A 26,173-nucleotide genomic window follows, 5' to 3' on the forward strand; every position below is an offset into this window, starting at 1 on the left:
TGGGAGCTCGATGGTAGCGATGGCACGACGGATCAGGAGCAGCACCGGGTATGGACAGGCGGAGAACGACTGCGGATGACGGGATCCTTCGCGTGCATCAGGCCCTGCGATCGGGATTCGGCACCGAGGCCGCGGTCTACGGCACGATTCTCGTCAGCGGCCTGGTGGCCGTGTCCTCGGCGCACGGGGAGACATCACTGGCGGTGCTGGTGACGGTCGCCGTCACGGTGCTGGTGTTCTGGGGTGCTCATGTGTATGCCGGCACCGTGGCCAGGGTCAGCGATCACGATGAACGCGAGCACGGTGAATCCGTCGGGGTTCGGGCGGCGTTCGCCGCGTCGGTGAAGCACTCCTTCGGCATGCTCAGCTCGGCGACCGTGCCGGCGGTCTTCCTGTTGGCCGGCACGACCCGCGTCATGCCCGACGGGCTCGCGAACGACCTCGCGCTCTGGTCTGGTGTCGTGATCCTCGCGTTCCTCGGCTATGTGGCCTTCCTCCGTCGGGGGAGCCCCCTGCTCACGCGCGTGCTCGGCGCCCTGGGGACGGCGTCGTTCGGTCTCGTCTTCGTGGTTCTCAAGGCTCTCGTGCACTGAGACCGGTGAGCCGCGTCGGGCTTGCGGTTTCGGCATACGGGGCTAGCCTGAACGCCAACGACCACGGCGGAACGAACGAGGGAGAATGCGCATGACTCACCGGATCGGCTACCTCATCGGGAGCCTCGCCCATGACTCGATCAACCGCGTCGTCGCGACCGCCCTCGTGAAGCTGGCACCTCCCAGCCTCGAGATGGTCGAGATCCCGATCCGCGATCTGCCGCTGTACAACCGCGACGACGAGCTCGATCCGGTCGCCGCCGTGACCACGTTCAAGCGGGCGGTGGAACAGGCGGAGGGACTGCTGATCGTCTCACCCGAGTACAACCGTTCGATACCGGGTGCGTTGAAGAACGCGATCGACTGGGGCTCACGCCCCTGGGGTCACAACTCGTTCGCGCGCAAGCCCACCGGCATCATCGGCGCCTCCACCGGGGCCATCGGCACCGCCGTCATGCAGTCGTCGATGCGCAGCGTGCTGAGCTTCCTCAACGCCCCACAGCTCAACGCGCCCGAGGCGTACCTGACGTATCGACCGGAGATGTTCGGCCCGGACGGCGAGGTCGAGGACGACGGCACGAAGAAGTTCCTGGAGCACTACATGGAGGAGTACGCCGCCTTCGTGGAGCGTGTGCTCTCTCTCACAGCTCCCGGCCACGTCGGCGACCAGGACTAGTCGGGCGTCGCGTCGGGGAATGCGGCGCGGCTCGCCGCCGTGATCACGGCGGACAGGCTCGCGGAGAGGACGGAGCGCCCGCGGCCTGCCGACCAGGCGACCCCTTCTTCCGTGCGGTGCTCGAGGAGGATGAGCGCCTCACCGTCGGTGCTGGATCCGACGCTGGTCTGGTGCAGGCTCACGACGTCGACACGGATTCCCCGGGTGTCGAGTGCCGCAGTGAGGGCCTCGACCGGACCACCTGCCGCATGGGTGCTCGTGTGCTCGCGCCCCTCGATGTGCAGCGTGATCCGTGTGCGGGACTCGCCGTCGGACTCGGCGGTGTCGTACGAGACGAGCGCGATATCGGTGCGGGCACCGGTGCCGAAGTACACCTCCCCGAAGACCCTCCACAGCTCCGATGCCGTGACCTCGGTGCCGATCGTGTCCGTGTGCCGCTGCACGTGTCGCGCGAAGTCGATCTGCAGGCGGCGGGGCAGTTCGATCCCGTACGCCGTTTCGAGCAGGTAGGCGATCCCGCCTTTCCCCGACTGCGAGTTCACGCGGATCACCGCGTCGTAGTCGCGGCCGATGTCGGCGGGGTCGATCGGCAGATAGGGGACCCGCCATTCGATCTCCCGTTCGTCGCGGCCCTCGGCCGCAGCCCGAGCGCGATGCTCGGAGAAGCCCTTCTTGATCGCGTCCTGGTGGGTCCCGCTGAATGCCGTGTGCACCAGGTCGCCGACATAGGGGTGGCGGGCGTGCACCTCGATCCGGTTGCAGTACTCGACCGTGCGGCGGATCTCGTCGATGTCGGAGAAGTCGATCATCGGGTCCACGCCCTGCGCGTGCAGATTCAGGGCGAGCGTCGCGATGTCGACGTTGCCCGTGCGCTCGCCGTTGCCGAAGATGCAGCCTTCGACCCGCTGCGCGCCGGCGAGCACCGCGAGCTCGGCGCAGGCGATGCCGGTCCCGCGGTCGTTGTGGGGGTGCACCGACAGGATCACGGCATCGCGACGGGCGAGGTTCTTGTGCATGTATTCGATCTGGTCGGCGTACACGTTCGGGGTGGCGACCTCGACCGTGGCCGGGAGGTTGAGGATCACCGGGCGCTCGGGGGTCGCCTGCCACAGGTCGGTCATCGCATCGCAGATATCGATCACGTAGTCGGGTTCGGTCAGATTGAACACCTCGGGAGAGAACTCGAACCGCACGTTCGGCAGGTCTCCGGCGAACTCCCACACGTCACGGCCGCCGGAGAGGATGAGCTGCGTCAGCGCTTCGCGTTCGTGCCCGAGCACCAGGCTGCGCCAGGTCGGGGCGGTCGCGGTGTACATGTGGATCACGACCGGATTGGCGATGCCCCGGATGGAGGCGACCGTGCGTTCGATGAGGTCGCGACGCGCGGGCGTGAACACCACGATCGTCACGTCATCCGGGGCGATGTCGCTCTCGGCGATGAGCCGCACGAAGTCGTAGTCGGTCTGCGACGCCGACGGGTATCCGACCTCGATCTCCTTGTAGCCCATCCTCACCATCAGCTCGAAGAAGCGGCGCTTGCGCGCGGGGTCCATCGGCTCGGCGAGCGCCTGGTTGCCGTCCCGCAGATCGACGGGCACCCAGAGCGGGGCCGCGGTGAGACGCCGTGTCGGCCAGTCCCGCTCGGTGAGGGGCACGTCGACGCGGGAGTAGACGTCGCGGTAGCGGTGCGACGGCATCGGGGAACGTCGCTGCCTGTTCCAGGTCGGCGTCCGGTCGGGGCCGGCGTCGGCATCGAGGTCGGTGGCCGGGGAGGGGTGGGGGAACGATGTCGTGGTCATGGCGGGTGCGGTGTCCTTCTTCGAGGGTCTGCGACCGGCACACGTTCGACTCCACGACGGGGAGCCGGTCCGGCTACGTCCCGCCGTGGCGGCGAAGAAGAAGGTGCTCTGACGAGAACATGGCTAGACTGTAACACAACTCCTCAGACAAGTAGACGAGAGGCTGGCATTGCGCATGGCACAGGTGAGGCGAGAACCCCTGGCGGATCAGGCTGCGGCACTCCTGCTGGAACGGATCCGCGCCGGAGAATGGGCACTGGGGGAGAAGCTCCCCGGGGAGACGACGCTCGCGCCGCAGCTCGGAGTGGGACGCTCCACCGTGCGCGAGGCGATCCGCCAGCTCGCCGGGCGCGGGGTGCTGGCCTCGCGACAGGGCGCCGGCGTCTTCGTCATCGCGCTCGATGCGCCCGAGGACTGGGATGCGGTGCTGCGAAAGGCCGGCATCGTCGCGGTGATCGAAGCGCGCATCGCGATCGAGACCGAAGCCGCCGCGCTCGCCGCCGCGCGACGCACGCCCTCAGACCTGCGCAGCATCCGTCGCGCCTTGGCCGATCGCGATGCGCATAGGTCTGACATCGACAGTCACGTCGATGCCGACACCGCGTTCCACCGCGCGGTCGTCGCCGCGTCGCACAACGCCGTCCTCCTCGACCTGTTCGACAGCTTCACCCCCCGGCTGCGTGAAGCCATGATCGAGATGCTCCGCATCCGACGGGAGTTCGGCGACGACGCCGACCACGACGCCCACGCCGCCCAGGTCGACGCGATCGTCGACCGCGACGAGGGCGCTGCCGCCGCGCGGAGCCGTGCACACCTCCTCACACTGCGGGACGCGCTGGTATGACCGAGGAGAAGCCTCGTGAGAACCGTGCGTCCGACGTGCTGGTGCTGAGGGGCGTCGACGTCGTCCGCGGCTCGCGCCAGATCCTGACCGGCGTCGACCTCACCGTCCGTGCAGGGGAGCACTGGGCCCTCATCGGCCCCAACGGTGCGGGCAAGAGCACGATCCTGAGCATGTGCGGTGCGGAGGCGCACCCGACCCGAGGGTCCGTGCATGTGCTCGGTCAGCAGCTCGGGCGGGTCGAGATCCGCCGGCTGCGCGAATCGATCGGACATGTGAACCCTCGTCATCCGCTGCGCTCGCCGCTGACGGTGCAGCAGGTCGTCCTGACCGGTGCGACGGGGACGACGGAGATGATGAACCGCTGGGAGCCGTCGCCGTCGCTCATCGCGAGGGCGGACCACCTCATCGGGTTGCTGGGCCTCGGCGGGCGGCGGGACGCCACCTGGCCGACCATGTCGCAGGGGGAGCGCGGCCGGGCACTGATCGCGCGAGCCCTTCTGCCCGACCCCGCGTTGCTGCTGCTCGACGAGCCCTCCACCGGTCTCGATGTCGCCGCCAGGGAGCAGTTCCTCGAGACCCTCGACCTGCTGCACGACGCGCAACCCGATCTCGCGACGGTGCTCGTGACGCACCACCTCGAGGAGCTGCCGGGGTCGACCACTCACGCAGCCCTGGTCTCGAAGGGGGAGGTCGTGTCGCAGGGGGCGGCGAGCGATGTTCTCACGACCGCCCTCGTGACCGCGGCGTTCGAGTACCCCATCCGGATCGAGCATCGCGACGAGCGATGGCAGGCCCGTGCCGGTCGGGTGCTCGTGGGCTGAACGTGAGAGGCCCGGGCATGCTCACCGGAGCACGATCAGCTCCCGTGTCGACCGGGTCATCGCCACGTACCGGTCCACGGCGCCGGTGACATCGTCACCGAACTGCTCCGGGCGCACCAGGACGACCAGATCGAACTCCAGGCCCTTCGCCCCCTCGGGAGTCAGCGATCGCACGCGCGCTGTCGGGGCGAGGTGCGGGGCGCCGATCACGCACGCGATCCCGTCCGGGTGCTCATCGAGCCAGGCATCCAGCAGGCGGGGGAGCGAGGCGACGACGTCGTATCGCACGGGTGTTCCGCTCTCGCGCACCGACGTCGGCACATTGGCGTCCGGGATCGCCGCGAGGATCGCCGGTCCCGCCGCCGCCATCACCTCGGCCGGAGTCCGGTAGTTCACGCCCAGGTGGGCGATCCGGACATCGCGGAGGCCGATGCGGGTGAGCCGCGCTTCCCAGCTGTCTGTGAAGCCGCGCCGCGCCTGTGCGCGGTCTCCGACGATCGTGAAGCTGCGTGAGGGGCAGCGGGCGAGGAGCATCCGCCATTCCGCGTCGCTGAGCTCCTGCGCTTCATCGACGACGATGTGCCCGAACGGCCCCGCCAGCTCGTCCGGCGGGAGCGCGGGCGGGGAGTCGACGCCGAGCAGCACGTTCCTCGCATCCTGTCCGCGAAGGATGGACATCACGTTCAGCTCGCTGTCATCGTCTTCGATCAGGTGGTCGACGACGTGGGAGACCTGCTCCTGCGCCGAGGCGACGACGGCTTGGCGGCGGTGCTCGTCGCGGACGGCGTCGGGATCGCCGATCCGCCGACGCGCGGCGTCCAGGAACGGGAGATCGGCGACGGTCCACTTCTCGGGGTCCTCGCGCTGCAGAGCCGCGACCTCTCCGGGCGAGAGGCTCGCAGCGCAGCGCTGCAAGAAGTCGGGGGAGCTCCACAGCCGAGCGACCATCGAGGTCGGGGACAGCATCGGCCAGGCGCGCACGAACGTCCCGGTGAGCTCCTCGTCCTGTCGCAGCCACCGTCGCACGATGTGGGGAGGCACGTCATCGTCGTGCACCTGGTCTGTCAACAACTCGAGGATCTCCTCCCACACCTCGTCACGCGCCACGTTGTGCGAGACCGCCGGGTCGGCGCCGGAGAACAGTGCCGTCCATTCCTCGCGGCTGATCCAGAGGTCGGCCCACGGCGACTCGATGCGCATCGCGTGCGAAGGAGGGCGCTCGAACCACATCGCCGCCGCATCGAGTATCGCGACGGGATCGAGGGCGGCCTTGAGCAGCGCCACCCGCGCATCCTGCTCGTCCACGGCCGCTGCTCCTTCCGGGACCAGATCGCGCAGGGTCGAGAGCCGGACGGAGTCCTCGCCGAGGCTGGGCAGAACATCTTCGACGTACGCGAGATAGTGCGGGTGAGGCCCCACGAGCAACATGCCGCCCGCGCTCTGCGTGAGTCGCGGCTCGGCGTACAGCAGGTGCGCGGCGCGGTGCAGCGCCACGACGGTCTTTCCCGTGCCGGGTCCACCGTCGACGACCAGTGCGCCGGGCGAGGACGCGCGGATGATCGCGTCCTGGTCGGCTTGGATCGTCGCCAGCACGTCCCGCATGCGCGACGTGCGTTGGGCGCCCAGGCCGGCGATGAAGGCGGATTGGTCGTCGAGCGAGGCCGAACCGTCGAATGCGGTGTCGGTCAATGCCTCATCCCAGTAGTCGCTGATCCGTCCGTCGACCCACCGGTATCGACGTCGGGACAGGAGCCCGCGCGGATCCTCCATGGTCGCCGCGAAGTACGGTTCTGCCGCGGGGGTCCGCCAATCGATCAGCAGTCGGGTGCCGTCGGCGGCGGCCAGGCCCGTGCGGCCGATGTACACGGGGTCGCCGTGTTCCGGGGTCATCCGACCGAGGCAGATGTCGATGCCGTAGCGCTCGAGCACGCGCAGCCGTCCGCTCAGGCGACGTATCTCGAGGTCGCGTTCCACGGCCGCGTCTCCGAACCGGGCGGAACGCTGACGCATCTCGGCCAGACGCGAGGTCACGGCGGCACGGTGCGCCTCGAGGGCGTCGTCGATCCTGCGGAGGTGATCGCGGTCGGCGTCGATGAGCTCTGCCGTCGACTTCGCGCGCAGATCGTCGGGGAGATGGAAGGGGTCGAAAGGCATGGATCTCCTTCACGCCCGCGCGCAGTTCGCACGAGCGAGGGTCGATTCTGCCCCGAGGTGGGGGCCTTGCGGCAAGCCCCCACCTCGGCGATATCCTGGAGATGCAGACGGAGAGCTACGCCTCGTGCACCGTGCGGCCGGCGATCACGGTCCGCACCACGCGGGTCGTCAGCAGGGCAGCGGGATCCCCCTCGAACGGGTCGACATCGAGAACGACGAAGTCGGCCGCATATCCGACAGCGATACGGCCGCGCCAGTCCCCGTCGCCGATCGAGGCCGCGGCATCCCGAGTGGCATGCGCGATCGCACGCTCCAGGGGGAGCGCCTGCTCGGGATGGATCGCCGGCACGCCCGGAGCCAGAGCTGAAGCACGGGTAGCCGCGACGTACATGTTCGCCATGGCCTCATGCGGCGCCGTCGGAGCATCGGTGGAGAAGGCGAGGAGCGCACCCGCCTCGTCGTACTCCGACCAGGCGAACGCGCGGTCGGCCCGTTCGTCTCCGACCTGTGCCGCCCAGTTGGAGAAGATCGCGGGATCAGCGTGCACGGGCTGCATGGACGCCGTCACTCCGAGCCGTGCCATCCGCTCCGCGGTCCCCGGCGCCGCGTACTCGAGGTGCTCGATGCGGTGCCGTCGTTGGCGGTCGCCGTTCACAGCGACCGCATGCTCGATCGCATCGAGGGCGAGGGTGCTCGCCGCATCGCCGATCGCGTGCATCGCGATCTGCAGTCCTGCGGCGTCCGCCGCGGCGACGACCGGCAGCAGGCGTTCGGCGGGCCAGATCGGCGCGGCGTTCGTCCCGTCGGCGTAGGGTGCCCGCATGGCGGCCGTGCACGCGTCGATCGTCCCGTCGAGCACGAGCTTGATCCCGAGCACCCGCACCCCCGCCGTCGTCGAGGACGCATGGGCGGCGGCCTGCGCGACCTGCGCGAGGTTCGCGGCATCGTCGCCGGTGTTGACGATGAACCAGTGCGCGGCGATGCGCAGTGGCAGGCTGCCGTGAGCGGCCGCACGACCGAGGGCGGCCAGCCCGAGCTCGTCGAACGCCATGTCGACGGCTCCGGTCACGCCGGCGGCGAGGTACGCGGAGACGACCCGCTCGACCGCCGCATCGCGCTGCGCATCGGTGGTCGTGACGTCGCGATGAGCCCAGGCGTGCAGCTGCGCGGCGGTCTCGTAGAGCATTCCGGTCGCATCGCCCGCCGCATCGCGGGCGATGCGGCCGCCGATGGGGTCGGGGGTGTCGCGGGTGATCCCGAGCTCGGCGAGCGCGGCCGCGTTCACCCAGCACGAGTGATAGTCGTTCGCGTCGAGGTAGACCGGGACGTCGGAGACGACCGCATCGATCATGGCCGCTGTCGGCTCACCGCCGGGGATCGCATCGAACAGCCATCCGCGTCCGCGGAGCACACCGGGCGCGGCCTCGCGCGCGGTGCGGAGCCGGCGCTGGATCTCCTCGAGAGAGGAGGCGTCCGTGAGCCCTACCTGTCCGAGCGCTTCGCCCATCATGAGCAGGTGGGTGTGCGCGTCGGTGAATCCGGGGAGCACGACGCGGCCGTGGAGATCGACGACCGTGTCCGCGTGCGGTGCCGACTCCTCGGTGCCGACATGCGCGAACGCGTCGTCGTCGACCACGAGCGCTGAGCTCCACCGGGATTCGTCCCCGGTGAAGATGCGGCCGTTGCGGTAGAGGGTGCGGGTCATGCGTCGATCTCCTGTGCGGTCATGCGTTCCAGACGGGTCGAGATGAGGGCGATCGCCCCGGTGGGGACGGCCAGGATGAAGCTCGCGATGCCGAGCGCCACCGCGAATCCCTGATATCCCAGGGCGCCGACGAGGGCCGCGCCGATGACCGGGGTGAGCGCCGACCCGACCAGGTAGACGGCGAGCAGCGGTCCCGACCAGCGCCCGTCGGCATCCAGTGCCGCGGACGTCGACACGAAGTACATGAACGCGATGGCGTAGATCGAGTTCCAGGCGATGAACACCACGATGAAGGCGGTGGGATCGGTGACGAACCCCTCCACGATCTTGAGTGCGCCCCCGGCGACCAGCAGGACGACCAGGGGAACCGCGCGCCCGAATCGGGCTCCGACGATCATGAGCAGCAGCGAGCCGAGGAGTCCGCCGGCTGTTGCGCCACTGAGTGCGACGCCGAGCCCTTCGGGAGTCAGGCCGGCCTGTTCCGCGCCCATGATGCCCGCCATGGCCCAGAGGGAGTCTTCGCTCGCCGCCCACAGGGCGAACACGATGAGGAGTCCGAGACCGGCGATCGTCACGGTCCGCGAGCGGGCGGGGGAGGTGCGCACGGTGCCTGTCGGAGGGATCTCGATCGGCATCGCCTCGGCGACGGCCGCCCCCGCCTGCGGGGCGAGGACCGGAGCGGCGGGAAGCCATGCCGAGGCGATCAGCCCGATCAGGCTGAACAGCGCCAGCGCACCGAAGACGTCGAGAGGGGCGAGGCCGATCAGCGGGATCACGGCGAGGACCACCGTGATGACTCCGCGGTTCGCGAGCCCGTTGAAGCCGGCGACCCTGTCGGGGTTGCGGAAAGCGGCGAGCGCCGCGCCCGATGCGGCGACCGCGCCACCTGCTCCGGCGCCGCCGAGGAGCAGCCCGGGAAGCATGGCCGCCGGCGCGAGGGCCGCGGTCGCGAAGCCCACGACGGCGAGGCCGAGCCCGGCGCGCGCGACAGTGCGGCGATGCGCCCCGGCGCACAGCGGGGCGATGGCCAAGCCGGTCACCGCGGTGAGCAGGAGGGTCGCGGTGACGAGCCAGCTGGCGGTGAGGACGTCGAGGCCGAGGCCTGTCTGCGCGGCGGTGATCATGTAGGGCGACAGATTGACGCCCAGGTACCCCGCGATCCCGATGGCGAACGTCGCCGTCGCCGTCGGGAAGCGGAGGGGGATTCGGGTGCGGAGATCGAGAGTGGTCATGGGGCTCCAGGGAGTCGGCACGGCATTGTGCGGAGAGAGGGAAGACAGCGGACGTGCGTCGGGTGGGGCACGAGGCGTAAACGAATGGTGTTCGTAAACGAATGGTGTTCATTATTATGCACAGATGAGGGTTCTCGCGGAACCCCCAGATCTCATACCCGGTCCGCCGGAGAAAGCGAGTCCCCGATGCCGAGGCCTTCCTCCCCGCTCCTGTCCCCGGAGATCATCGGCTCGGCGGGTCTCGCGCTCGCGAGAGCCGGCGAACCGTTCGGAGTGAACGCCATCGCCCGCGAGCTCGGCGTGCGCCCGTCATCGCTCTACAACCACGTCGACGGCATGGACGGCATCCTCGAGCTCATGCGCGGAGAACTCGTGGAGGGATACCGCGTCGAGTGGCACGGCGAGCCCTGGGACGAGTTCGTGCTCGCTGTGCTGCGCACGCAACGCCGGATGTACGCAGACCACCCGCAGCTCGTTCCGCTGCTCGTGGGGAAGACGATCACGCACCCGGCGGTGATCGCCGCATACGACGATCTCGCATCCGTGCTCGTCGACGGAGGCTTCCCCGACGACGAGGTGCTCTCGGTGATCGCCGTCATCGACGCCTTCGCGATCGGCTTCGGTCTCGATCTCGCCTCTCCCGACGAGGTCTGGCAGCCCGAAGGCGGCACGCGCACTCTGGGGCGTCTCATCGACGGTGCGGAGCGCGGGAGTGCGCGGTCGGATCGTACATTCGAGCTCGGGGTCGGCCTGCTCCTCGACTCGCTGCGCGCGCGCCTCGTCGGCACTCCGCCCGTGACCGGTCAGGCGTCTTCCCGGTTCTGACGTAGCATGCACTCTGCCGCATCCGTCGATACCGAGGAGGACCCATGACGACCTGGAACCCTGACGAGCTCAGCCGCATCGCCGAGCCGGAGATGTTCGATCTCTCCGCGCAGCTCGAGGACGGCACCATGCCGAAGACCGTGGGGATCTGGGCGGTCGCGGTCGACGGTCGTCTGTTCGTCCGCTCCTACACGGGACTTGCGGGCAAGTGGTACGCCCCGGCCCTGGCCAGCCTGCGCGGACGTGTCTCCGCGGGTGGCGTCACGAAGGATGTCCGCTTCGAGAGGGTCGGCGATGAGGCGATCAACGCCGCGATCGATGCCGAATACCTCCGCAAGTACACGCCGAGCCCATACGCTCCCGAGATGGGTCAGGAGCCGGTGCGTTCGAACACGCTCGAGGTCATCCCGCTCGACTGACCGTGTCGCGATGCGTCGCGTCGACCGGGGAGATTGGCCCTCTCGATGACCCGCCCCAGACGGTGTCGTCGAGAGGGCTCACCGCCCTTCCCGGACGGTAGGGGAGGCGGCGAAGATATCGCTGCGCTCACGGCTGATTCCCCAGTCCTCAGCCTCGTAGCCCCCGCTACGAAGAGCAGAATATCGCTTAATCCGCTTGTCCGCCATTTGGGGGACAAAGAAATTTACGAATGTTGCTCGTGAGGGACTCCCTGTTGTCTTCCTGACGGCCTTCTCTAGGGTGGACTCATGGACAGACTGCTCGTGCTCACCGCTCAGGTCGCCATCGCCCACGGCCATCGCATCGAGGTGACGGAGCAGACCGATCCGCTCACCGACGAACCGGTCGTCCTCGCCATCGTCGACCTCGACACGGGCATCCGCTATCGACGCGCAGAAGACCCGAGTGGCGACTTCTCCCGCTGGATCGGGCGCGTCCTGCGCTGCACCGTGACGATGGGTGGCGCCGGCGCGCACACCTCGCTGCTCGTCGACCCCATCGGGCCCGGTCCGACCGGCGCCAAGGTCGCTCTCCGTGAAGCCGACGCAGCCGCCGACGCCGCGAAGGCCGAGGCGGACCGCTGGGGTGGAGCCGACCGTCCTCCCGTGGAGGAGCCCGAGCGATTCTGGTGAGTCGGGGCGGCCGTCCTCAGCGGAAGTCCCTGGACCGATGCGTGAGACCGGTGCGAAGATCCTCGAACCCATCGGCGAGCACGTTGACCACGCCCTCCGCAGATCGCTCCAGGATGCCGCGGATGATGAGTGCCGGTGAATCGCGGGCGACCCGGCGGTAGCGGTTCCAGACCCCGGCTGAGCAGACCACGTTCACCAGACCGCTTTCGTCCTCGAGATTCACGAAGGTGATCCCGGCGGCCGTCGCGGGTCGCTGACGGTGGGTGACCAGACCGGCGACCTCGATGCGTCGACCGACCTCGTGTCCCTGCAGGTCGATCGCCGTCAGAACCCCGCGCGCGCGCAACTCGTCGCGGAAGTGCGCCATCGGATGATCGTCGGTCGACACGCCGGTCGCCCACAGGTCGGCGGAGAGACGCTCGTAGCTGGTCTGATCGGCGAACAGGGGCGGTTGCACCGCGACCGTCGTCCCCGGGAGGAACCGGGAACGGTCGTCCGCCGCGGCGCCGGCCATCCAGATGGCCTCTCGACGCTCCAGGCCCAGACAGTCGAAGGCGCCGGCGGTGGCGAGGGCCTCCAGCTGCGCGGCGGTGGCATCCGTTCGTCGCACCAGGTCGTTCAAGTCACGGTACCGGCCGTTCGCGTCGCGTTCGGCGACGATCCTCTCCGCCATCGGCACACCGATCCCACGGATGCCGCCGAGCCCCAGTCGCACCGCGAACTCCCCGTCCCTGCGGTGCGCGGCCGACTCATCCGGTGCCGCACGGTCGAAGCGGAGGACAGGAGGTTGAGGGTCGGTGAGGCACTCGTCCCGGCCGGTGGGCCCGTTCCCCGAGGCGCCGGCGAGTGGTTCCAGGGTCTCTGTCGCACCGGAGACATGCAGATCGGGGCGGTGGACCTCGACCCCGTGCCGTCGCGCATCGGCAGTGAGGGTCGCTGCGGAGTAGAAGCCCATGGGCTGCGAGCGCAGGAGGCCGGCGAGGAACGCGGCGGGGTAGTGCAGCTTCAGCCAGGAGCTGGCGTAGACGAGAAGGGCGAATGACAGGGAGTGCGACTCGGCGAAGCCGAAGTTGGAGAACGCCTGGATCTGCGCGTAGATACGATCGGCCGCCTCATCGACGAGTCCGCGCCGCGCCATCCCCGCGTACAGCTTGTCCCTGACCTTCTCGATCTTCTCCAGGCCGCGCTTGGAGCCCATGGCCCGGCGCAGCAGGTCCGCCTCATCGGCCGTGCAGTCGCCGATCGCCGTCGCCATCTGGATGAGCTGTTCCTGGAAGATCGGGATGCCCAGCGTGCGTTTCAGGATGTCCTCCAGATCGCTGTGCGGATACGGGATCAGGAACTCCACCGGCTCTTCGCCGCGCAGGGCGCGCTCCCGGTTCTCCTCATCGATGCGGTCCTTCGCCATCTTGCGCCGCACGAAAGGATGCACAGCGCCACCCTGGATGGGTCCGGGGCGGATGAGCGCGATCTGGATGGCGAGATCGTAGAAGCTCCGCGGCTGCAGACGGGGGAGCAGCCCGATCTGCGCGCGGGATTCCACCTGGAAGACTCCGATCGAATCCGCACGGCAGAGCATGTCGTAGACCCCCGCCTCCTCCTTGGGGATGCTCTCGAGCGTCCACTGCTCGCCTGTGGTCTCCCGGATCAGGTCGAAGCAGTGCTGGAGGGCGGCGAGCATCCCGAGACCCAGCAGATCGAACTTCACCAGTCCCATGAAGGCGGAGTCGTCCTTGTCCCACTGGATGACCGTGCGGTTCTCCATGCGGGCGTGCTCCACGGGAACGACCTCGCCGACCGGGCGTGCAGTGAGCACCATGCCACCGGAATGGATGCCGAGATGCCGAGGAGCCTTCAGCAGCTCTCCCGCGTAGGCGAGCACGTTCTCGGGGATGTCGTGTCCTTCGACGGGCTCCAGACCCACGCCCCAGCCGTCGACCTGGCGGGACCATGCGTCCTGTTGGCCGGGGGAATGGCCGAGCGCTCTGGCCATATCCCGCACCGCGTTCTTCGGGCGGTACTGGATGACGTTCGCCACCTGGGCCGCCCGCTCCCTGCCGTACTCCCGATACACCCACTGGATGATCTCCTCGCGGCGGTCGGAGTCGAAGTCCACATCGATGTCGGGCTCTTCCGTGCGGGTCGTCGCGAGGAACCTCTCGAAGGGGAGACGGTAGAGGATCGGATCGACGGCGGTGATCCCCAGCAGGTAGCAGACCGCGCTCGCCGCGGCCGACCCCCGACCCTGGCAGAGGATGCCGAGCCGTCGTGCCTCCGTGACGATCCCGTGCACGATCAGGAAGTACCCGGGGAAGTCCTTCTCCTCGATCACGTCGAGCTCGCGCGCGATCCGGTGCCGGCCGTCGTCGTCCAGTCGCGGGTACTTCGTAGGCACCGCCTCCCAGACCAGATGGCGCAGCCAGCTCATGGGCGTGTGCCCCTCCGGCACCTTCTGCTGCGGCAGCGCCGGTCGTGCGAGGCGCAGGGGGAAGGCGGATGCCGCGGCCAGTTCGAGCCCGTACGAGATCGCTCCGGGGTGGCGCCGGAAGCGCGCCGACATCTCGGCCCCGCTGCGCAGGTGTGCACCGCCGTGGGAGGGCAGCCACCCGTCGAGCTCGTCCATGCTGCGCACCGCGCGCACCGCGGCCACGGCCTCGGCGAGGGGCGCCTGCGCCGGCGTGGCGTAGTGCACGTTGTTGGTCGCGACCACCGGCAGGCGCATCCGACGGGCCAGCTCGGCGAGGGTGTCGTTGCGACGGGTGTCGAGGGGGTCTCCGTGGTCGAAGAGCTCGACGGCGACGTGCTCGCTCCCGAACAGGTCGACGAGCGACCGCAGCGGATGGGCGGCGTCTCCGGCCTCGAGACCGCGGCGCACGGCGCCTTTGCGGCATCCGGTCAAGATCGTCCAGTGCCCGCCCGCACGTGCGGCGAGATCGTCGAGGTCGTAGACCGGGCGCCCCTTCTCACCGCCGCGCAGCTGCGCCGCGGTGATCGCCCCCGAGAGCCGGTGATAGCCCTCCGTGCCCCGGGCGAGGACCAGCAGATGCTCGCCGGCGGGATCGGCGTGACCCCGTTGTGGTGCGGGCAGGTCCAAGGAGAGCTCCGCTCCGAACACCGTCTGCAGGGGGCTCTCCATGAGGCCGGCCACCTCGGCGAAGCGTGCGGCGCCGTAGAAGCCGTCGTGGTCGGTGAGGGCCAGAGCGGTCAGCCCGAGGCGGTCGGCCTCGGCGAGGAGTTCTTCCGGGGAGGAGGCGCCGTCGAGGAACGAGTACGACGAATGGGCGTGCAGTTCGGCATAGGGGATCGGGTCTTCGGGTCGGGGCGCGGCGACGGGGGGCGTGCGCGTGCGGCGACGGCTCACCGGTCCGGGGTCCGTCCGCTGCCCTCGAGGCTCGGAGCCGGGAGGAGGCGGGGGTGACTCCTCGCCGCTGAGGGTGCGCTCCAGCTCGTTCCAGGACAAGGGGGGATTGTGCCACCCCATCAGCGATACCTCCCCTCGGCCCACCAGCGCTCGCCGGCGTGGAAGACCAGCCACGCGCGGTCGTGGTCGTCGACGATCTGGAGCCGGTGCCCTCGCTTCCCTCCGCCCGAGGTCCAGCGTCGTTCGTGCACCGGCCAGGGGCCGGCCCATGCCTGCACGGTCGCTCCCTCGATGCGGGCGGGGTCGTTCGAGAGCGCCCCGCGTTCGTCGACGCCGATGGTGCTCTCATCCGCGGCGAGCACCGCGATGGGGCGCGGGGGGAGGAAGACCTCGGCGGGCAGCGGATCGGGAAGGCTTCCCGGCCAGGGGGAGCCGGGGTCGCGCGGAGGGACCGTGCGCTCTCCCCAGGGCGTGAGCACCTGCCGGTCGGCGAGCCAGCGCCCGCCCGCGACGGCGGCGGTGACCACGCCCTGATGGCCCAGCATGGTCTGCACGCGCGAGACCGCGTGGTGCAGGCGCTCATCGGTGCCGGAGCCGAAGAGACCGGGCTGGTGATGCGCGGCGTCATCGACGGCGGCGGGGATGATGCGCACCGCCAAGATGCCGCCGAAAGCCCGCGCCTCGTCGACCGGTTCCCTGGCGGACTGCGCGGCCAGAGCCTCCAGCTGCCACCGCACCCGGTCGACCAGGTCGGAGGCGTCGAAGCAGGTCGGATGCAGCCAGGAGCGGGAGTAGACGGCCCCGTTGTCGTCGGTCAGCTCGATTCGCACCTCGGTGCAGACGAGTGAGACGTCGCCGAGAGCGAGCATCACCGCATCAGCCGTCTGGCGCACCGCGAAGGCCACCTGATCCGTTCCGCCCAGCGGGGAGTCGAACTCGATCCGCCGCGCCAGCTCCGGGTCGGGTGGGCGCGGCGTCAGCGGCCGGGAGTCGGCACCGGCCGCGAGCGCGTGCAGGCGCGCGCCGTGCTCGCCGAAGCGATCGCGCACGTCGAGAGGGGCGAGGGCGGTGAACTCGCCGAGGGTGCGCACTCCGAGGCGGACGAGCAGACCGGTGATCTGTTCGTCGCGCAGCACCTGCACGGGGTAGGGCGCCAAGAACTCCCGGGAGCCCCCCGGTGGCACCACCGTGCACGCGGCGGAACCGCGCGCGGCGATCTCCGCTGTGAAGGGACCATCGGCGACCCCCGCACGTACCTCGGGGAAACCGGCCTCCGTCAGGACGGCGGTGAGTGCCTCTGCGGCCTCCGCCTCTCCTCCGTGGTAGCGGGAGATGCCCCGGGCGCGGAGGATCGCGAGCCCCGGTCGCAGCAGCGTGACCCCAGGGGCGTGTCTCTCGATCAGATGCAGCACAGGCAGGAAGGCGCGCTCGTCCCTCTCGGGGTCATGGGGGAGCACCCGCAGTGACGAGAGATGCCCCTGCGCGACCCGGCGACGCTGGCCGGTGCGCACGCCGTGTTCCCGGGCGGAGGCGGTGCACGCGACGATCGTGTTCGCCTGCACCAGGGCTGCGGGCGGATGCGGGGGCGCGCTGCTGAGGACGGCCCGCATCGGCCAATCGGGGAACCACAGCACGAGGACGCGAAGCGGGCTGTTCATCCGGCCTCCGCCCAGTGCAGGAGCTCCAGCGATACGGGCTCGACGGGCACGGGAGACTCGTGGGAAGGGGCGGAGAGCGGGGTGAGGTCGACGGCAGCGGGCGCGATGGCGATGGGCTCGACGGCGGTGGGCTCGACGGCGCCGTGTCCGCCCGGCAGTTGCACGCGCACGCTCGACGGGCGAGGGCTGTGCCGTGTCCGAGCCGTCACCGTGACCGTGCAGTCGGAGAGCAGTCCCCAGCCGGCACCGAGGCCGTGCCAGTGCGGGTCGTGCAGGCTAATCGTCCCCTCGGTCTGCGGCCAGCGTTCGACGCCGGGAGATTCGGTGACCAGGAGTGTGCATCCGCGATCGCGCAGGCGCGCGCTCAGCCGGGAGACGTCGGCGTCTCGAGCCCGTGAGCCGGGAGTCACGACGATCAGGGGAACGACTTCGGCCAGGGCGGAGGTCGCCGCCAGCCAACGATCGCCGGGTGCGGGCACCAGGATCAGCCGGGTGAGGTCGATGCCGAATGCGGCGGCCGCTTCGACGCCGAGGGTCGGCATGCCGACAACGGCGCACCAGAGTCCCTTCTGCGACGCCGCGCTGAGGAGCGCGAGCACGAGGCTCGGCGACGGGGAGACGGTGTAGGAGGTGCCGGTCTGCAACCCTTCCTCCGGAAGGAGGGCGGCGAGGGCGGGGTCGAGGGGGAGCAGCGCGTGCTCGCTGCGTCGCCGCTGCATCCGGCTGATCTCGCGGCGCAGTCGCAGCACTTCTCCCGCGCGGGAATCGCCCGCCGGGGAGAGCGGGGCGATGGCATCGAGCCCGATCACCTGCATCCTTTCTCGAAGATATATTCTAATATACCAAGGGGTCCGACTGACAATAGTTCGTACATCGGACATTGGCCAGGGGTTGTCCACAGGGGGTCGGGGCAGCGGTCGGCGATCTCCTACTCTGCGGGGATGGATATCCGACTCGCCCTCGTCGTCCTCGTGCACGGTCTCCTGCTGGGCGTCGGGACCTGGCTCATCGTGATCGACGTCCGCACACACCGGCTCCCGAACCGCATCGTGCTGCCGACGCTCGCCTCCCTGATCGGACTCGGCGCGATCGATGCCCTGTGCACGGGGGAGAGCGGGCCGTTCCTCCGTGCCCTCCTCGGCATGCTGCTGCTCGGCGGCTTCTACGCGGTGCTGCGGGTCATCAGCCGTGCGGGGATGGGTGGGGGAGACGTGAAGCTCGCCGCCGTCATCGGCCTGGTGCTGGGGTGGCACGGCTGGCAGGCACTGGCGGTCGGCGCGGCAGCGGCCTTCGTGCTGGGGGCGCTCTACGCGCTCGTGCTCATCCTGCTGCGAAGAGCGGACGGTTCCACCCGCATCGCCTTCGGGCCGTGGATGATCGCCGGCGCCCTTCTCGGCGTCGTCCTCGGATGACGCCGCCCTCGGAGGAATCCGCATGCCTCGCCCGGATACCGCACCGACGGCGCTACCCTGAGCACATGGCACTCGCACGGCTTCACGGCGGCCCGCTCGACGGGCAGATCATCCCTCTCGGCGACGCGGACGACAAGCTGATCGTCCCCTACAGCGAGACGCAGGTGGTGTACAACCGCCGAGGCGGACCGCAGAACACCGGCCCGAACGATGGGCCCACCGAGGTCGACTACTGGTTCGACGAGTCTCTCGAGGACCTCACGCTCGACGATGACTGAACCGTCCCGTACGGTCGAGGTCGAGCGCAAGTACGACGTCGATCTCGAGACGCCGCTGCCGCACTGGGACGCGATCCCCGGAGTCGACACCGTCACCTCCGGCGAGGAGCGCATCCTGGATGCCCGGTACTTCGATACCGCTGACGGTGCTCTCTCGCAGAGCGGCGTGGCGCTGCGTCGTCGCACCGGCGGGCCCGATGAGGGCTGGCATGTGAAGGGTCCGCGGCAGGGTGACGGGCGACTCGAGATCGGCTGGCCGCTGGGCGAGGGCGATGAGCTCCCGCCCGCCGTCGCAGAGACCGTCTCGGAGTGGACGAGCGCACCCCTCACCCCGCTCGCACGCATCGAGAACGACCGCACCGCCTATCTGCTCACGGGCCCCGGCGGGATCGTCGCCGAGTTCGTCGACGATCGGGTGCGCGCCACCGACCTGCGTCAGAACGTGCAGCGCGAATGGCGGGAATGGGAGATGGAGCTCGGGCCCGCGGCGCCGTCCGATGACGCGGGGCGTGCCCTGTTCTTCGACGCCGTGGAGCAGGCCGTCCGCGCAGCCGGAGGCCGCGAATCGGCATCCGGCTCCAAGCTCGCGCGGGCGCTCGGCTTCTAGGGCAGGCCGCGGTCGCGCGCAACCCCTTCCCCCGGGACGGTGCGCAGTGCTTGAGTGACACCATGAGCCGACCGCCTGTGCTTCGATCGCTGCAGACGATCGTCCCCGACACCGTTCTCGTCCAGGAGCAGGTGCGTGATGTCTTCGCGCAGCAGCCCGACCTCGGGAGGCTGGCGCAGCGCATCGTCACGACGTCCTTCAACGTCTCAGGGATCGACGCCAGGCACACGGTGATCGATGAGCTGTCGCTCGCATCCGACACGACCGATCCCGTCTTCTTCGACCGGCGAACCGGGAGGCTGCTCGCCCCCGGCACCAAAGTACGCAACGACCTCTACACGCGTGAGGCCACGCGGCTGTTCGTCGAGGCTGCGAGGCGAGCGATCGGGGCCGACCCCGATCTCGGGCCCGCCGATGTGACGCATGTCATCACGGTCTCCTGCACCGGATTCCATGCCCCCGGCCCGGAGTACGAGATCGTCCGCGCCCTCGGGCTGTCCGATGCGGTGCAGCGTTTCCACCTCGGCTTCATGGGCTGCTATGCGTCCATGCCGGCGCTCCGCGCAGCGAGTCAGTTCTGCGCGGCGGACGAGAACGCGGTCGTCCTGGTCGTGAGCGTGGAGCTGTGCACGCTGCATCTGCGCTCCTCGGAGGACCCCGACACGATCGTCGCCTCGTCCCTGTTCGGCGATGGTGCGGCTGCCGGAATCGTCACGGCCCGCGGCCTTCCCTCTCCTTCGACCGGGCTGCGCCTTGACTGCTTCCACACCGCGATAGCGCCGGAGGGCGAGAAGGACATGGCCTGGACGATCGGCGACACCGGATTCGAGATGATCCTCTCCACCGCGGTTCCGCAGATCATCGGCGAGACGATCATCGGCGCCCTCCGTCCGCTCTATGCCGCGGAAGAGAGTCTCGGCGAGGCCTTCGAGGCCGGCAGCGTGGGGGAGGTGGTCGAGCACTGGGCGATCCACCCCGGTGGGCGCAGCATCCTCGACAAGGTGCAGGAGCGGTTGCACCTCAGTGACGCGCAGCTGCACCCGGCCAGGGAGGTGCTGCGGCAGAACGGAAACATGTCCAGCGCGACCGTGCTGTTCGTCCTCAAACACATCCTGGAGGAGGAGGGGGCGAGGGCAGGAGACCGGGTCTCTGCGATGGCGTTCGGCCCGGGGCTCACCGCCGAGAGCGCGCTGATGACCGTCGTCGCCTCGACCGAGTCATGAGGCGGTCCCTCGCCACGCGGGACGTCGGCGCCCGCGAGCTGATGGACGATCCGCACGCCGATGCGCGCAAGCTGGCCCGGACCTACGGGCGGTTCGGGTTCGTGAACGCTCTGGTCTCCCGCCCTGGAGCCTTCTACCGTCGTGACATCCGGCCTCGGGCGCTGCGCTCCCGGTCGTTGCGGATCCTCGACGTGGGGGCGGGCGGGGGCGACCTCTGCCGTCTGCTCGCCCGGCGATTGCGTCATGAGGGGTTCGACGCCGAGATCACCGCTCTCGACGTCGACGAGCGGGCGATCCGCTGGGCATCGGCGCACGATCGCGGCGCCGGCATCCGGTATCGCCGCGCCCTCACGACCGAGCTGGTGGCGGCGGGCGAGACCTACGACGTGGTGCTGTCGAACCACGTGCTGCACCATCTCGACGACGCCGAACTCCGGACCGTGCTCAGCGACTCCGTGCAGCTCGCGGCTCCAGACGGCTTGGTATCCCATCACGACATCGCCCGCAGCCGCACGGCTCATGCGCTGTTCGCCGCGGCGACGTGGCCGGTCTCCGGAACTCTGCTCGCGGACTCGTTCATCCGTGAGGACGGCCTCATCAGCATCCGCCGTTCGTACACGGTCTCCGAGCTCGCAGCGATCGCCCCGAGCGGCTGGACCGTCAGCGGGGGTGTGCCCGCTCGTCTGGAACTGCGGTGGGAGGGAGACCGTGCCCGACCATGACGTCCTGATCGTGGGAGCGGGGCCCGTCGGGCTGCTGCTGGCGTGTCTGCTGGTGCAGGAGGGGAGGCATGTCGCGGTGTGCGAGCGCCGTACGGATGCGGATGGGCGGAACAGGGCGATCGGGATCCACCGTCCGGGGCTGGAGGCTCTGGATACCGCGGGCATCGGTGACGCGGTGCGGGCGGAGGCGCTGCGCCTCGACGGCGGCGAGGTGCGCAGTCGCCGCCGGACCCTGGCGACTCTGACGTTCGGGCAGGATCACCCGATCCTCATCCTCCCGCAGCCGCGGACCGGCGCACTGTTGCGCGCACGCCTGCAGTCGCTCTCCCCCGAGTCGCTGCTTCTCGGACACGACGTGCGGGGCGTACGGCAGACCGTGGATGCCGTGCAGATCGCATGCGCTTCCCCCGACGGACCGCACGAGCTGTCGGCTTCCGTGGTGGTCGTCGCGGACGGCGTGCGCAGCCGACTCCGTGACCGGATCGACGCCGGGTGGCGCCGCCGCCTCGGACGGGCCTCCTATGCGATGGTCGACCTCGCCGATGCGACACCCGACGCGCGCGCCGTGCTGCACTGCGAACCGGAGGGACTCGTCGAGTCGTTCCCACTTCCCGGTGGACAGCGCCGGTGGGTGGTGCGGGAAGCGGAGGGCGGAGGTCTGCGCAGCATCGAGGAATTCTGCGCGACCATCGAGACGCGCACGGGAATCGCCGTCGCCCCCGCGGCGGACGCGATGCCGACGTCATTCGTCGCCGCGCAGCACGCGGCGACGCGACTGCAGCGCGGGCGGCTGGTGCTCCTCGGCGATGCCGCGCACGAGATCAGTCCGATCGGCGGGCAGGGGATGAACCTCGGGTGGATGGATGCCGTTCGTCTCGCCACCGCCCTCGCCAGGACGCTGCCGAGTCGGGCGCCCGACCTGTCGGGATATGAACGGCATGCGCGCAGATCGGCCTCCCGGGCGCAGCGCCGCTCGGCGTTCTACATGTCGATGGGCGCTCCCGCTCCCCGGACGGTCGTGCGTGGACGGGAGATGCTGATGCAGGGGCTCGGATCGGCACCGCTGCGCGGATGGACGACCGGCCTCCTCACCATGCGCGGCCTCTGACGGCCTCGGAGACGCACGAAGGCCCGATCCGCTGTCCGCGGACCGGGCCTTCGTGAGGAGTCTCGATCAGAAGTTGATCATGTGACCGGCGAGGCCGTGGAAGCCCTCCTGCAGCGCCTCCGACAGCGTCGGGTGGGTGTGCACGTTGCGGGCCAGCTCGAGAGCCGTCAGGTCCCACTTCTGGGCCAGCGTCAGCTCGGGGAGGAGCTCGGAGACGTCGGGGCCGATCATGTGTGCGCCGATGAGCTCGAGGTGCTCGGCATCGGCGATCAGCTTGACGAAGCCGACCGGCTCGCCCAGGCCGTGTGCCTTGCCGTTCGCCATGAACGGGAAGGTCGCGACCTTGATCTCGCGCCCCTCGTCCTTGGCCTGCTGCTCCGTGAGACCGAACGACGCGACCTGCGGGGAGCAGAACGTCGCGCGCGGCATCATGCGGTAGTCGCCGAGCGTCTGGGTCTCGGCTCCGCCGATGGTCTCGGCGGCGACGACGCCCTGCGCCTCCGCCACGTGGGCGAGCTGCAGCTTGGCCGTCACATCGCCGATCGCGTAGATGCCGTCGACGTTGGTGCGCATGTGGTCATCGATGTCGATCGCGCCGCGCTCGGTCAGCTTCACGCCGGTGTTCTCGAGTCCGAAGCCCTCGATGTTCGGGGCGAACCCTACCGACATGAGGACCTTGCCGGCCTCGATCGAGCTCTGCTGGCCGTCCTTGCCGGTGTATGTGACGGTGACCGAGGAGCCGTTGTCGACGACCGACTCGACCTTGGTCGAGGTGAGGATGTCGACGCCGTAGTTCTTGTACTGCTTCGTGATCTCCTTCGACACGTCGGCGTCCTCGTTGGGGAGCGCACGGTCGAGGAACTCGATGATCGTGACCTTGACGCCGTAGTTCGTCAGGACGTACGCGAACTCCATGCCGATGGCGCCGGCGCCGACGATGACGATCGACTCGGGCAGCTCACGGGTCATGATCTGCTCTTCGTAGGTCACCACGTTCTCGCTGAGCGTGACGCCCGGGAGCAGGCGGACCTTGGAGCCGGTGGCGATGATGACGTTGTCGAAGGTGACCTCTTCGGTCGTGCCGTCGGCCTTGGCGACCGAGATCGCCTTGGGGCCGGTGAAGGTGCCGCGACCGTTGTACTCGGTCACCTTGTTCTTCTTCATGAGGAAGTGGATGCCCTTGACGCGGCCTTCGGCCACCTCGCGGCTGCGATCGAAGGCCTTGCCGAAGTCGATCGTGAACTCACCGGAGATTCCGAAGAAATCAGCCTTGTGATTCAGGGTGTGGGCGAGTTCCGCGTTCTTCAGGAGTGCCTTGGAGGGGATGCAGCCGACGTTGAGGCAGACACCGCCCCAGTACTTCTCCTCGATGATCGCGGTGGAGAGACCGAGCTGCGCGCTGCGAACCGCAGCGACGTATCCGCCAGGACCTGCACCAAGGATGACGACGTCGTAGTGTGGCATGCCTTAAGCCTATCGCTCGGACGAGGGGTCGGAATCGGTCCGGGGGCCTCCGCCGCGGCGGCTCATGACGATCCAGACGACCACGCCGGCGACGACGAGCACGGCGACGATCACGACCACCCAGATCCAGGCGGACCCGTCGGCAGAATCGCCGGATTCCGTCACGGTCGTGGCCGTGGGGGCGGGGGCTGCCGTCTGCTCGGCCGTCGGCGGCGTCGTGGTCGGCGCGACGCTGGGTTCGGTCGTCGCGGCGCTTTCGTCGCCGACGGTGACGGTGAAGGAGTACTCGCCCGACGTGGGGTGCCCGTCGCTGGAGACGACCTTCCAGATCACGTGGTAGGCGCCGGCCGGCCCCGAGCCCGTCAAGGGCTGCGTGACGATCGCGCCGTCGACGGTCGCCGGACCATCGGTGATGGAGGCGCCGGACGGATCGGTCACGACGACCTCGGTGGCGCCTTCGCCGCCGATCAGCTTCGCGTTGAAGGTGAGCGTCAACGCGGCGGGAACGACCTCGACCGACTCGTCTGCTGCCGGCGACGACGACACGAGTGCGTCGTGCGCAGAAGCGGAGAGAGGGGAGAGGAGCACGAGAAAGGCGGCGAGCAGGGTCGCGGCGAGGGCGATCGGGGCGGCCGAGCGGCTCAGAGCTTTGGTCTTCACGAGTACAGCCTATGAATCCTCGGTATGGGGCGGCTGAGTGTGGAAGCGGCCTCCCGCGACCGGCTCGGCATCCGTTAGTCTGGACAACCAGGAGGGCACAGTGACTGACAGCGACAGCCGACCGGCCGGAGAAGCCGCGATCCACCGTTCCGGTGAGCAGAGACACGACGTTACGCAGACGTTCGGGCACGATTCCGATCTGTCGTTCGTGCCGTTCGGAGTGGAACTCACCGACGTCGAGCAGTCGGCGATCGTCGCGCTGCCTGCGGGATCGGCGCTTCTGCTGGTCCGCTCCGGCGCTCTCGCCGGAGCCCGGTACCTCCTCGACACCGACGTGACGACCGTCGGCCGTCACCCCGAGGCCGACATCTTCTTCGACGACGTGACGGTCTCGCGCCGGCATGCGGAGATCACGCGCACGGGGTCCACGTTCGAGATCATCGACCAGCGTTCGCTCAACGGGACCTACGTCAATGGCGAGCGTGTCGATCGCAGCACCCTGGTGGACGGTTCCGAACTCCGCGTCGGCAAGTTCCGTCTGAACTTCTTCGCCTCTCCGCACGACCGCCCGGCGGCGAACGCCTGATGGCGGCCTCTCCTGCCCGCGAACGCTCTGCGTCCGCGGGTCTGTTGAGTATCGGTCAGGTGCTCGCAAGGCTCACCCCGGAGTTCCCCGACCTGACCTCCAGCAAGCTGCGCTTCCTCGAGGTGCAGGGCATCGTCACCCCCTCTCGCACCGACTCCGGCTATCGCAAGTTCTCGGCGTCCGACATCGAGCGCCTCCGGCTCGGACTCACGCTGCAGCGTGATCACTACCTTCCTTTGAGCGTCATCCGCGAACAGCTCGACGACGTCGACGCCGGGGGAGACGCGACTGCTCTCGTGCCCCCGCCGTCGATCACCCCGGCGCCCCGCCGGTACCGCCGCGACGAGCTCCTCGCCGCGGCCGGAGCAGGCCCGCAGCTCCTCAACGACGCCATCAGCACCGGCGTCATCACCGCTCAGGAGAGCTACCCCGAGGCGACGGTGACGCTGCTTCGCGGTCTCGTCGGCCTGGACCGCCACGGCATCGAGCCGCGGCACCTTCGTTCGCTGCGTCAGGGCGCCGAGCGCGAGGTCGCCCTCATCGAATCCGCCATGTCCGCGCTGCTCCGCCGGACCGATGCGGCCTCCCGAGCGAAAGCCAGCGAGCTCGCTCCCGAGCTCGCCACGCGCATCGACGAAGTGCGCTCGCTCTTCGTCAAGGATGCGCTCTCGCGCGTGCTTTCGTAACGAACTGATTGCGACACACCTTCGCCGCGGCACGGATGTGATTGCTGGTGCCCAGGCACTGCTCTACCGTGGAAGATAACCGTTCCAGGGAGGATTTCAGATGAATGCGGATGAGCTCACAGGCGACCCGCGGTTCGTACCCGAACTCCTCTTCACCGACGGCCTTCCGGCCATGGATGACGAGGTCGGCTACCGTGGTGCGGTCGCTGCTCGTGCCGCCGGCATCACCTATCGTCAGTTGGACTACTGGGCTCGCACCGAGCTGGTGGAGCCCACCGTCCGAGGCGCGAGCGGCTCGGGTTCGCAGCGTCTCTACGGCTTCCGCGACATCCTCGTCCTCAAGCTCGTGAAGAGCCTTCTCGACACCGGCATCTCGCTGCAGCAGATCCGCACCGCCGTCGAGGAACTCCGTCGCGCCGGCATCCGCGATCTCGCAGGCACCACGCTCATGAGCGACGGCGCCTCGGTCTACCTCTGCACGTCGAACGACGAGGTCATCGACCTCGTCAGCCGCGGTCAGGGTGTCTTCGGAATCGCCGTCGGCAAGGTGCTCCGCGAGGTGGAGTCGACGCTCGTCGCCTTCGATGCCACCGCTCCGGACCCTGTTGACGAGCTGTCCGCGCGTCGCACCAAGCGTTCCGCCTGACGTCTCACGTCATACAGAAAAC

At 69.3% G+C, this 26,173-nt stretch carries 25 protein-coding genes; 16 read left to right on the plus strand and 9 right to left on the minus strand.

Translation table 11 applies throughout. From position 1 onward, the window contains the following. Positions 1-50: 50 nt before the first annotated feature. Together ABDC25_RS06685 and ABDC25_RS06690 are read left to right on the plus strand one after the other, a co-directional pair. A complete protein-coding gene (locus ABDC25_RS06685) occupies positions 51-593 on the plus strand; it encodes a hypothetical protein (RefSeq protein ID WP_021199293.1) in 543 nt (180 codons plus the stop codon). Between the two features lie 91 nt (positions 594-684). Then, positions 685-1,269 carry an NADPH-dependent FMN reductase gene (locus tag ABDC25_RS06690; protein ID WP_347125520.1) on the plus strand — a complete coding sequence of 195 codons (585 nt, stop codon included), beginning with the start codon at positions 685-687 and terminating at the stop codon, positions 1,267-1,269. Here ABDC25_RS06690 and ABDC25_RS06695 read toward each other — a convergent pair. Continuing rightward, positions 1,266-2,966 (minus strand): 2-isopropylmalate synthase, encoded by a 1,701-nt coding sequence (locus ABDC25_RS06695; protein WP_197024843.1) that lies wholly within the window; start codon positions 2,964-2,966, stop codon positions 1,266-1,268. The genes ABDC25_RS06690 and ABDC25_RS06695 overlap by 4 nt on opposite strands. Before the next feature lie 277 nt (positions 2,967-3,243). Between ABDC25_RS06695 and ABDC25_RS06700 the strand changes: the two genes are divergently transcribed. Beyond that, positions 3,244-3,912 (plus strand): FCD domain-containing protein, encoded by a 669-nt coding sequence (locus ABDC25_RS06700; RefSeq protein ID WP_029258943.1) that lies wholly within the window; start codon positions 3,244-3,246, stop codon positions 3,910-3,912. Further along, on the plus strand, positions 3,909-4,733 hold the full coding sequence (locus tag ABDC25_RS06705; protein WP_051670990.1) for an ATP-binding cassette domain-containing protein: 825 nt from the start codon (positions 3,909-3,911) through the stop codon (positions 4,731-4,733). Before ABDC25_RS06700 ends, ABDC25_RS06705 begins: the two co-directional genes overlap by 4 nt. Positions 4,734-4,754: 21 nt before the next feature. Here ABDC25_RS06705 and helR read toward each other — a convergent pair whose 3' ends face one another. From helR to ABDC25_RS06720, 3 genes are all read right to left on the minus strand, one after another. Beyond that, positions 4,755-6,887, minus strand: coding sequence for an RNA polymerase recycling motor ATPase HelR (helR, locus tag ABDC25_RS06710; protein WP_347125523.1), 2,133 nt, complete (start codon positions 6,885-6,887; stop codon positions 4,755-4,757). A 115-nt stretch (positions 6,888-7,002) separates the two neighbouring features. Continuing rightward, the gene (locus tag ABDC25_RS06715; RefSeq protein ID WP_347125525.1) at positions 7,003-8,592 is read right to left on the minus strand and encodes an amidohydrolase; all 1,590 of its coding nucleotides are present in this window, start codon (positions 8,590-8,592) and stop codon (positions 7,003-7,005) included. Continuing rightward, a complete protein-coding gene (locus ABDC25_RS06720) occupies positions 8,589-9,824 on the minus strand; it encodes an MFS transporter (RefSeq protein WP_167253851.1) in 1,236 nt (411 codons plus the stop codon). Before ABDC25_RS06720 ends, ABDC25_RS06715 begins: the two co-directional genes overlap by 4 nt. A gap of 186 nt (positions 9,825-10,010) precedes the next feature. Here ABDC25_RS06720 and ABDC25_RS06725 point away from each other — a divergent pair, with 186 nt between their 5' ends. The 3 genes from ABDC25_RS06725 to ABDC25_RS06735 all read left to right on the plus strand — a co-directional run bounded on the left by ABDC25_RS06725 (position 10,011) and on the right by ABDC25_RS06735 (position 11,740). Next, complete coding sequence (locus ABDC25_RS06725; RefSeq protein ID WP_021199302.1) at positions 10,011-10,649, plus strand: TetR/AcrR family transcriptional regulator C-terminal domain-containing protein; 639 nt, start codon at positions 10,011-10,013, stop codon at positions 10,647-10,649. Positions 10,650-10,693: 44 nt separating this feature from the next. Then, positions 10,694-11,068, plus strand: a complete 375-nt coding sequence (locus ABDC25_RS06730) for a DUF2255 family protein (protein WP_021199303.1) — start codon at positions 10,694-10,696, stop codon at positions 11,066-11,068. A 288-nt stretch (positions 11,069-11,356) separates the two neighbouring features. Beyond that, entirely contained in the window at positions 11,357-11,740 is a 384-nt protein-coding gene (locus tag ABDC25_RS06735; protein WP_029258379.1) for a hypothetical protein, read from the plus strand. A 16-nt stretch (positions 11,741-11,756) separates the two neighbouring features. On the opposite strand, the gene ABDC25_RS06740 is transcribed toward ABDC25_RS06735, so the two are convergent. Genes ABDC25_RS06740 through ABDC25_RS06750 form a run of 3 tightly spaced genes read right to left on the minus strand, consistent with a single transcriptional unit; the run spans position 11,757 to position 17,574 of the window. Next, positions 11,757-15,221, minus strand: coding sequence for an error-prone DNA polymerase (locus ABDC25_RS06740; protein ID WP_347125529.1), 3,465 nt, complete (start codon positions 15,219-15,221; stop codon positions 11,757-11,759). After that, positions 15,221-16,759 (minus strand): DNA polymerase Y family protein, encoded by a 1,539-nt coding sequence (locus ABDC25_RS06745; protein ID WP_347125531.1) that lies wholly within the window; start codon positions 16,757-16,759, stop codon positions 15,221-15,223. The genes ABDC25_RS06740 and ABDC25_RS06745 overlap by 1 nt, the downstream gene beginning before the upstream one ends. Next, entirely contained in the window at positions 16,756-17,574 is an 819-nt protein-coding gene (locus ABDC25_RS06750; protein ID WP_347125533.1) for a hypothetical protein, read from the minus strand. The genes ABDC25_RS06745 and ABDC25_RS06750 overlap by 4 nt, the downstream gene beginning before the upstream one ends. Before the next feature lie 126 nt (positions 17,575-17,700). On the opposite strand from ABDC25_RS06750, the gene ABDC25_RS06755 reads away from it, so the two are divergent. The 6 genes from ABDC25_RS06755 (at position 17,701) to ABDC25_RS06780 (ending at position 22,109) form a co-directional block, all read left to right on the plus strand. After that, on the plus strand, positions 17,701-18,171 hold the full coding sequence (locus ABDC25_RS06755) for an A24 family peptidase (RefSeq protein WP_297557985.1): 471 nt from the start codon (positions 17,701-17,703) through the stop codon (positions 18,169-18,171). Between the two features lie 65 nt (positions 18,172-18,236). Continuing rightward, positions 18,237-18,449, plus strand: a complete 213-nt coding sequence (locus tag ABDC25_RS06760) for a hypothetical protein (protein WP_021199309.1) — start codon at positions 18,237-18,239, stop codon at positions 18,447-18,449. Further along, the gene (locus ABDC25_RS06765) at positions 18,442-19,056 is read left to right on the plus strand and encodes a CYTH domain-containing protein (protein WP_021199310.1); all 615 of its coding nucleotides are present in this window, start codon (positions 18,442-18,444) and stop codon (positions 19,054-19,056) included. Before ABDC25_RS06760 ends, ABDC25_RS06765 begins: the two co-directional genes overlap by 8 nt. Before the next feature lie 62 nt (positions 19,057-19,118). Continuing rightward, positions 19,119-20,279 carry a type III polyketide synthase gene (locus ABDC25_RS06770; protein ID WP_031207069.1) on the plus strand — a complete coding sequence of 387 codons (1,161 nt, stop codon included), beginning with the start codon at positions 19,119-19,121 and terminating at the stop codon, positions 20,277-20,279. Beyond that, positions 20,276-21,001: a methyltransferase domain-containing protein gene (locus ABDC25_RS06775; RefSeq protein WP_297557993.1), complete on the plus strand. Its 726-nt coding sequence runs from the start codon at positions 20,276-20,278 to the stop codon at positions 20,999-21,001. Before ABDC25_RS06770 ends, ABDC25_RS06775 begins: the two co-directional genes overlap by 4 nt. Further along, positions 20,988-22,109, plus strand: coding sequence for an NAD(P)/FAD-dependent oxidoreductase (locus ABDC25_RS06780; protein ID WP_347125537.1), 1,122 nt, complete (start codon positions 20,988-20,990; stop codon positions 22,107-22,109). Before ABDC25_RS06775 ends, ABDC25_RS06780 begins: the two co-directional genes overlap by 14 nt. A 66-nt stretch (positions 22,110-22,175) precedes the next feature. Here the strand turns inward: ABDC25_RS06780 and lpdA are convergent, their stop codons facing one another. Beyond that, positions 22,176-23,573 carry a dihydrolipoyl dehydrogenase gene (lpdA, locus tag ABDC25_RS06785; RefSeq protein ID WP_021199314.1) on the minus strand — a complete coding sequence of 466 codons (1,398 nt, stop codon included), beginning with the start codon at positions 23,571-23,573 and terminating at the stop codon, positions 22,176-22,178. Between the two features lie 9 nt (positions 23,574-23,582). Continuing rightward, on the minus strand, positions 23,583-24,233 hold the full coding sequence (locus ABDC25_RS06790) for a copper resistance CopC family protein (RefSeq protein ID WP_297558017.1): 651 nt from the start codon (positions 24,231-24,233) through the stop codon (positions 23,583-23,585). 100 nt (positions 24,234-24,333) lie between these two features. Between ABDC25_RS06790 and ABDC25_RS06795 the strand changes: the two genes are divergently transcribed. The 3 genes from ABDC25_RS06795 (at position 24,334) to ABDC25_RS06805 (ending at position 26,151) form a co-directional block, all read left to right on the plus strand. After that, positions 24,334-24,819 (plus strand): FHA domain-containing protein, encoded by a 486-nt coding sequence (locus ABDC25_RS06795; protein WP_347125540.1) that lies wholly within the window; start codon positions 24,334-24,336, stop codon positions 24,817-24,819. Beyond that, on the plus strand, positions 24,819-25,505 hold the full coding sequence (locus ABDC25_RS06800) for a MerR family transcriptional regulator (protein ID WP_021199317.1): 687 nt from the start codon (positions 24,819-24,821) through the stop codon (positions 25,503-25,505). Before ABDC25_RS06795 ends, ABDC25_RS06800 begins: the two co-directional genes overlap by 1 nt. A gap of 100 nt (positions 25,506-25,605) precedes the next feature. Next, positions 25,606-26,151 carry a MerR family transcriptional regulator gene (locus tag ABDC25_RS06805; RefSeq protein WP_021199318.1) on the plus strand — a complete coding sequence of 182 codons (546 nt, stop codon included), beginning with the start codon at positions 25,606-25,608 and terminating at the stop codon, positions 26,149-26,151. Positions 26,152-26,173: the final 22 nt, after the last annotated feature.

The organism is Microbacterium sp. SY138 (assembly GCF_039729145.1).
GTDB classification, from domain to species: Bacteria; Actinomycetota; Actinomycetes; order Actinomycetales; family Microbacteriaceae; genus Microbacterium; species Microbacterium maritypicum_A.

Excerpts from the sequence above, each read along its gene's own strand:
- ABDC25_RS06685 (WP_021199293.1), top strand. The coding sequence starts at position 51 with ATGGACAGGCGGAGAACGACTGCGGATGACGGGATCCTTCGCGTGCAT.
- ABDC25_RS06690 (WP_347125520.1), top strand. The coding sequence starts at position 685 with ATGACTCACCGGATCGGCTACCTCATCGGGAGCCTCGCCCATGACTCG.
- ABDC25_RS06695 (WP_197024843.1), bottom strand. The coding sequence starts at position 2,966 with ATGCCGTCGCACCGCTACCGCGACGTCTACTCCCGCGTCGACGTGCCC.
- ABDC25_RS06700 (WP_029258943.1), top strand. The coding sequence starts at position 3,244 with ATGGCACAGGTGAGGCGAGAACCCCTGGCGGATCAGGCTGCGGCACTC.
- ABDC25_RS06705 (WP_051670990.1), top strand. The coding sequence starts at position 3,909 with ATGACCGAGGAGAAGCCTCGTGAGAACCGTGCGTCCGACGTGCTGGTG.
- helR (WP_347125523.1), bottom strand. The coding sequence starts at position 6,887 with ATGCCTTTCGACCCCTTCCATCTCCCCGACGATCTGCGCGCGAAGTCG.
- ABDC25_RS06715 (WP_347125525.1), bottom strand. The coding sequence starts at position 8,592 with ATGACCCGCACCCTCTACCGCAACGGCCGCATCTTCACCGGGGACGAA.
- ABDC25_RS06720 (WP_167253851.1), bottom strand. The coding sequence starts at position 9,824 with ATGACCACTCTCGATCTCCGCACCCGAATCCCCCTCCGCTTCCCGACG.
- ABDC25_RS06725 (WP_021199302.1), top strand. The coding sequence starts at position 10,011 with ATGCCGAGGCCTTCCTCCCCGCTCCTGTCCCCGGAGATCATCGGCTCG.
- ABDC25_RS06730 (WP_021199303.1), top strand. The coding sequence starts at position 10,694 with ATGACGACCTGGAACCCTGACGAGCTCAGCCGCATCGCCGAGCCGGAG.
- ABDC25_RS06735 (WP_029258379.1), top strand. The coding sequence starts at position 11,357 with ATGGACAGACTGCTCGTGCTCACCGCTCAGGTCGCCATCGCCCACGGC.
- ABDC25_RS06740 (WP_347125529.1), bottom strand. The coding sequence starts at position 15,221 with ATGGGGTGGCACAATCCCCCCTTGTCCTGGAACGAGCTGGAGCGCACC.
- ABDC25_RS06745 (WP_347125531.1), bottom strand. The coding sequence starts at position 16,759 with ATGAACAGCCCGCTTCGCGTCCTCGTGCTGTGGTTCCCCGATTGGCCG.
- ABDC25_RS06750 (WP_347125533.1), bottom strand. The coding sequence starts at position 17,574 with ATGCAGGTGATCGGGCTCGATGCCATCGCCCCGCTCTCCCCGGCGGGC.
- ABDC25_RS06755 (WP_297557985.1), top strand. The coding sequence starts at position 17,701 with ATGGATATCCGACTCGCCCTCGTCGTCCTCGTGCACGGTCTCCTGCTG.
- ABDC25_RS06760 (WP_021199309.1), top strand. The coding sequence starts at position 18,237 with ATGGCACTCGCACGGCTTCACGGCGGCCCGCTCGACGGGCAGATCATC.
- ABDC25_RS06765 (WP_021199310.1), top strand. The coding sequence starts at position 18,442 with ATGACTGAACCGTCCCGTACGGTCGAGGTCGAGCGCAAGTACGACGTC.
- ABDC25_RS06770 (WP_031207069.1), top strand. The coding sequence starts at position 19,119 with ATGAGCCGACCGCCTGTGCTTCGATCGCTGCAGACGATCGTCCCCGAC.
- ABDC25_RS06775 (WP_297557993.1), top strand. The coding sequence starts at position 20,276 with ATGAGGCGGTCCCTCGCCACGCGGGACGTCGGCGCCCGCGAGCTGATG.
- lpdA (WP_021199314.1), bottom strand. The coding sequence starts at position 23,573 with ATGCCACACTACGACGTCGTCATCCTTGGTGCAGGTCCTGGCGGATAC.
- ABDC25_RS06800 (WP_021199317.1), top strand. The coding sequence starts at position 24,819 with ATGGCGGCCTCTCCTGCCCGCGAACGCTCTGCGTCCGCGGGTCTGTTG.
- ABDC25_RS06805 (WP_021199318.1), top strand. The coding sequence starts at position 25,606 with ATGAATGCGGATGAGCTCACAGGCGACCCGCGGTTCGTACCCGAACTC.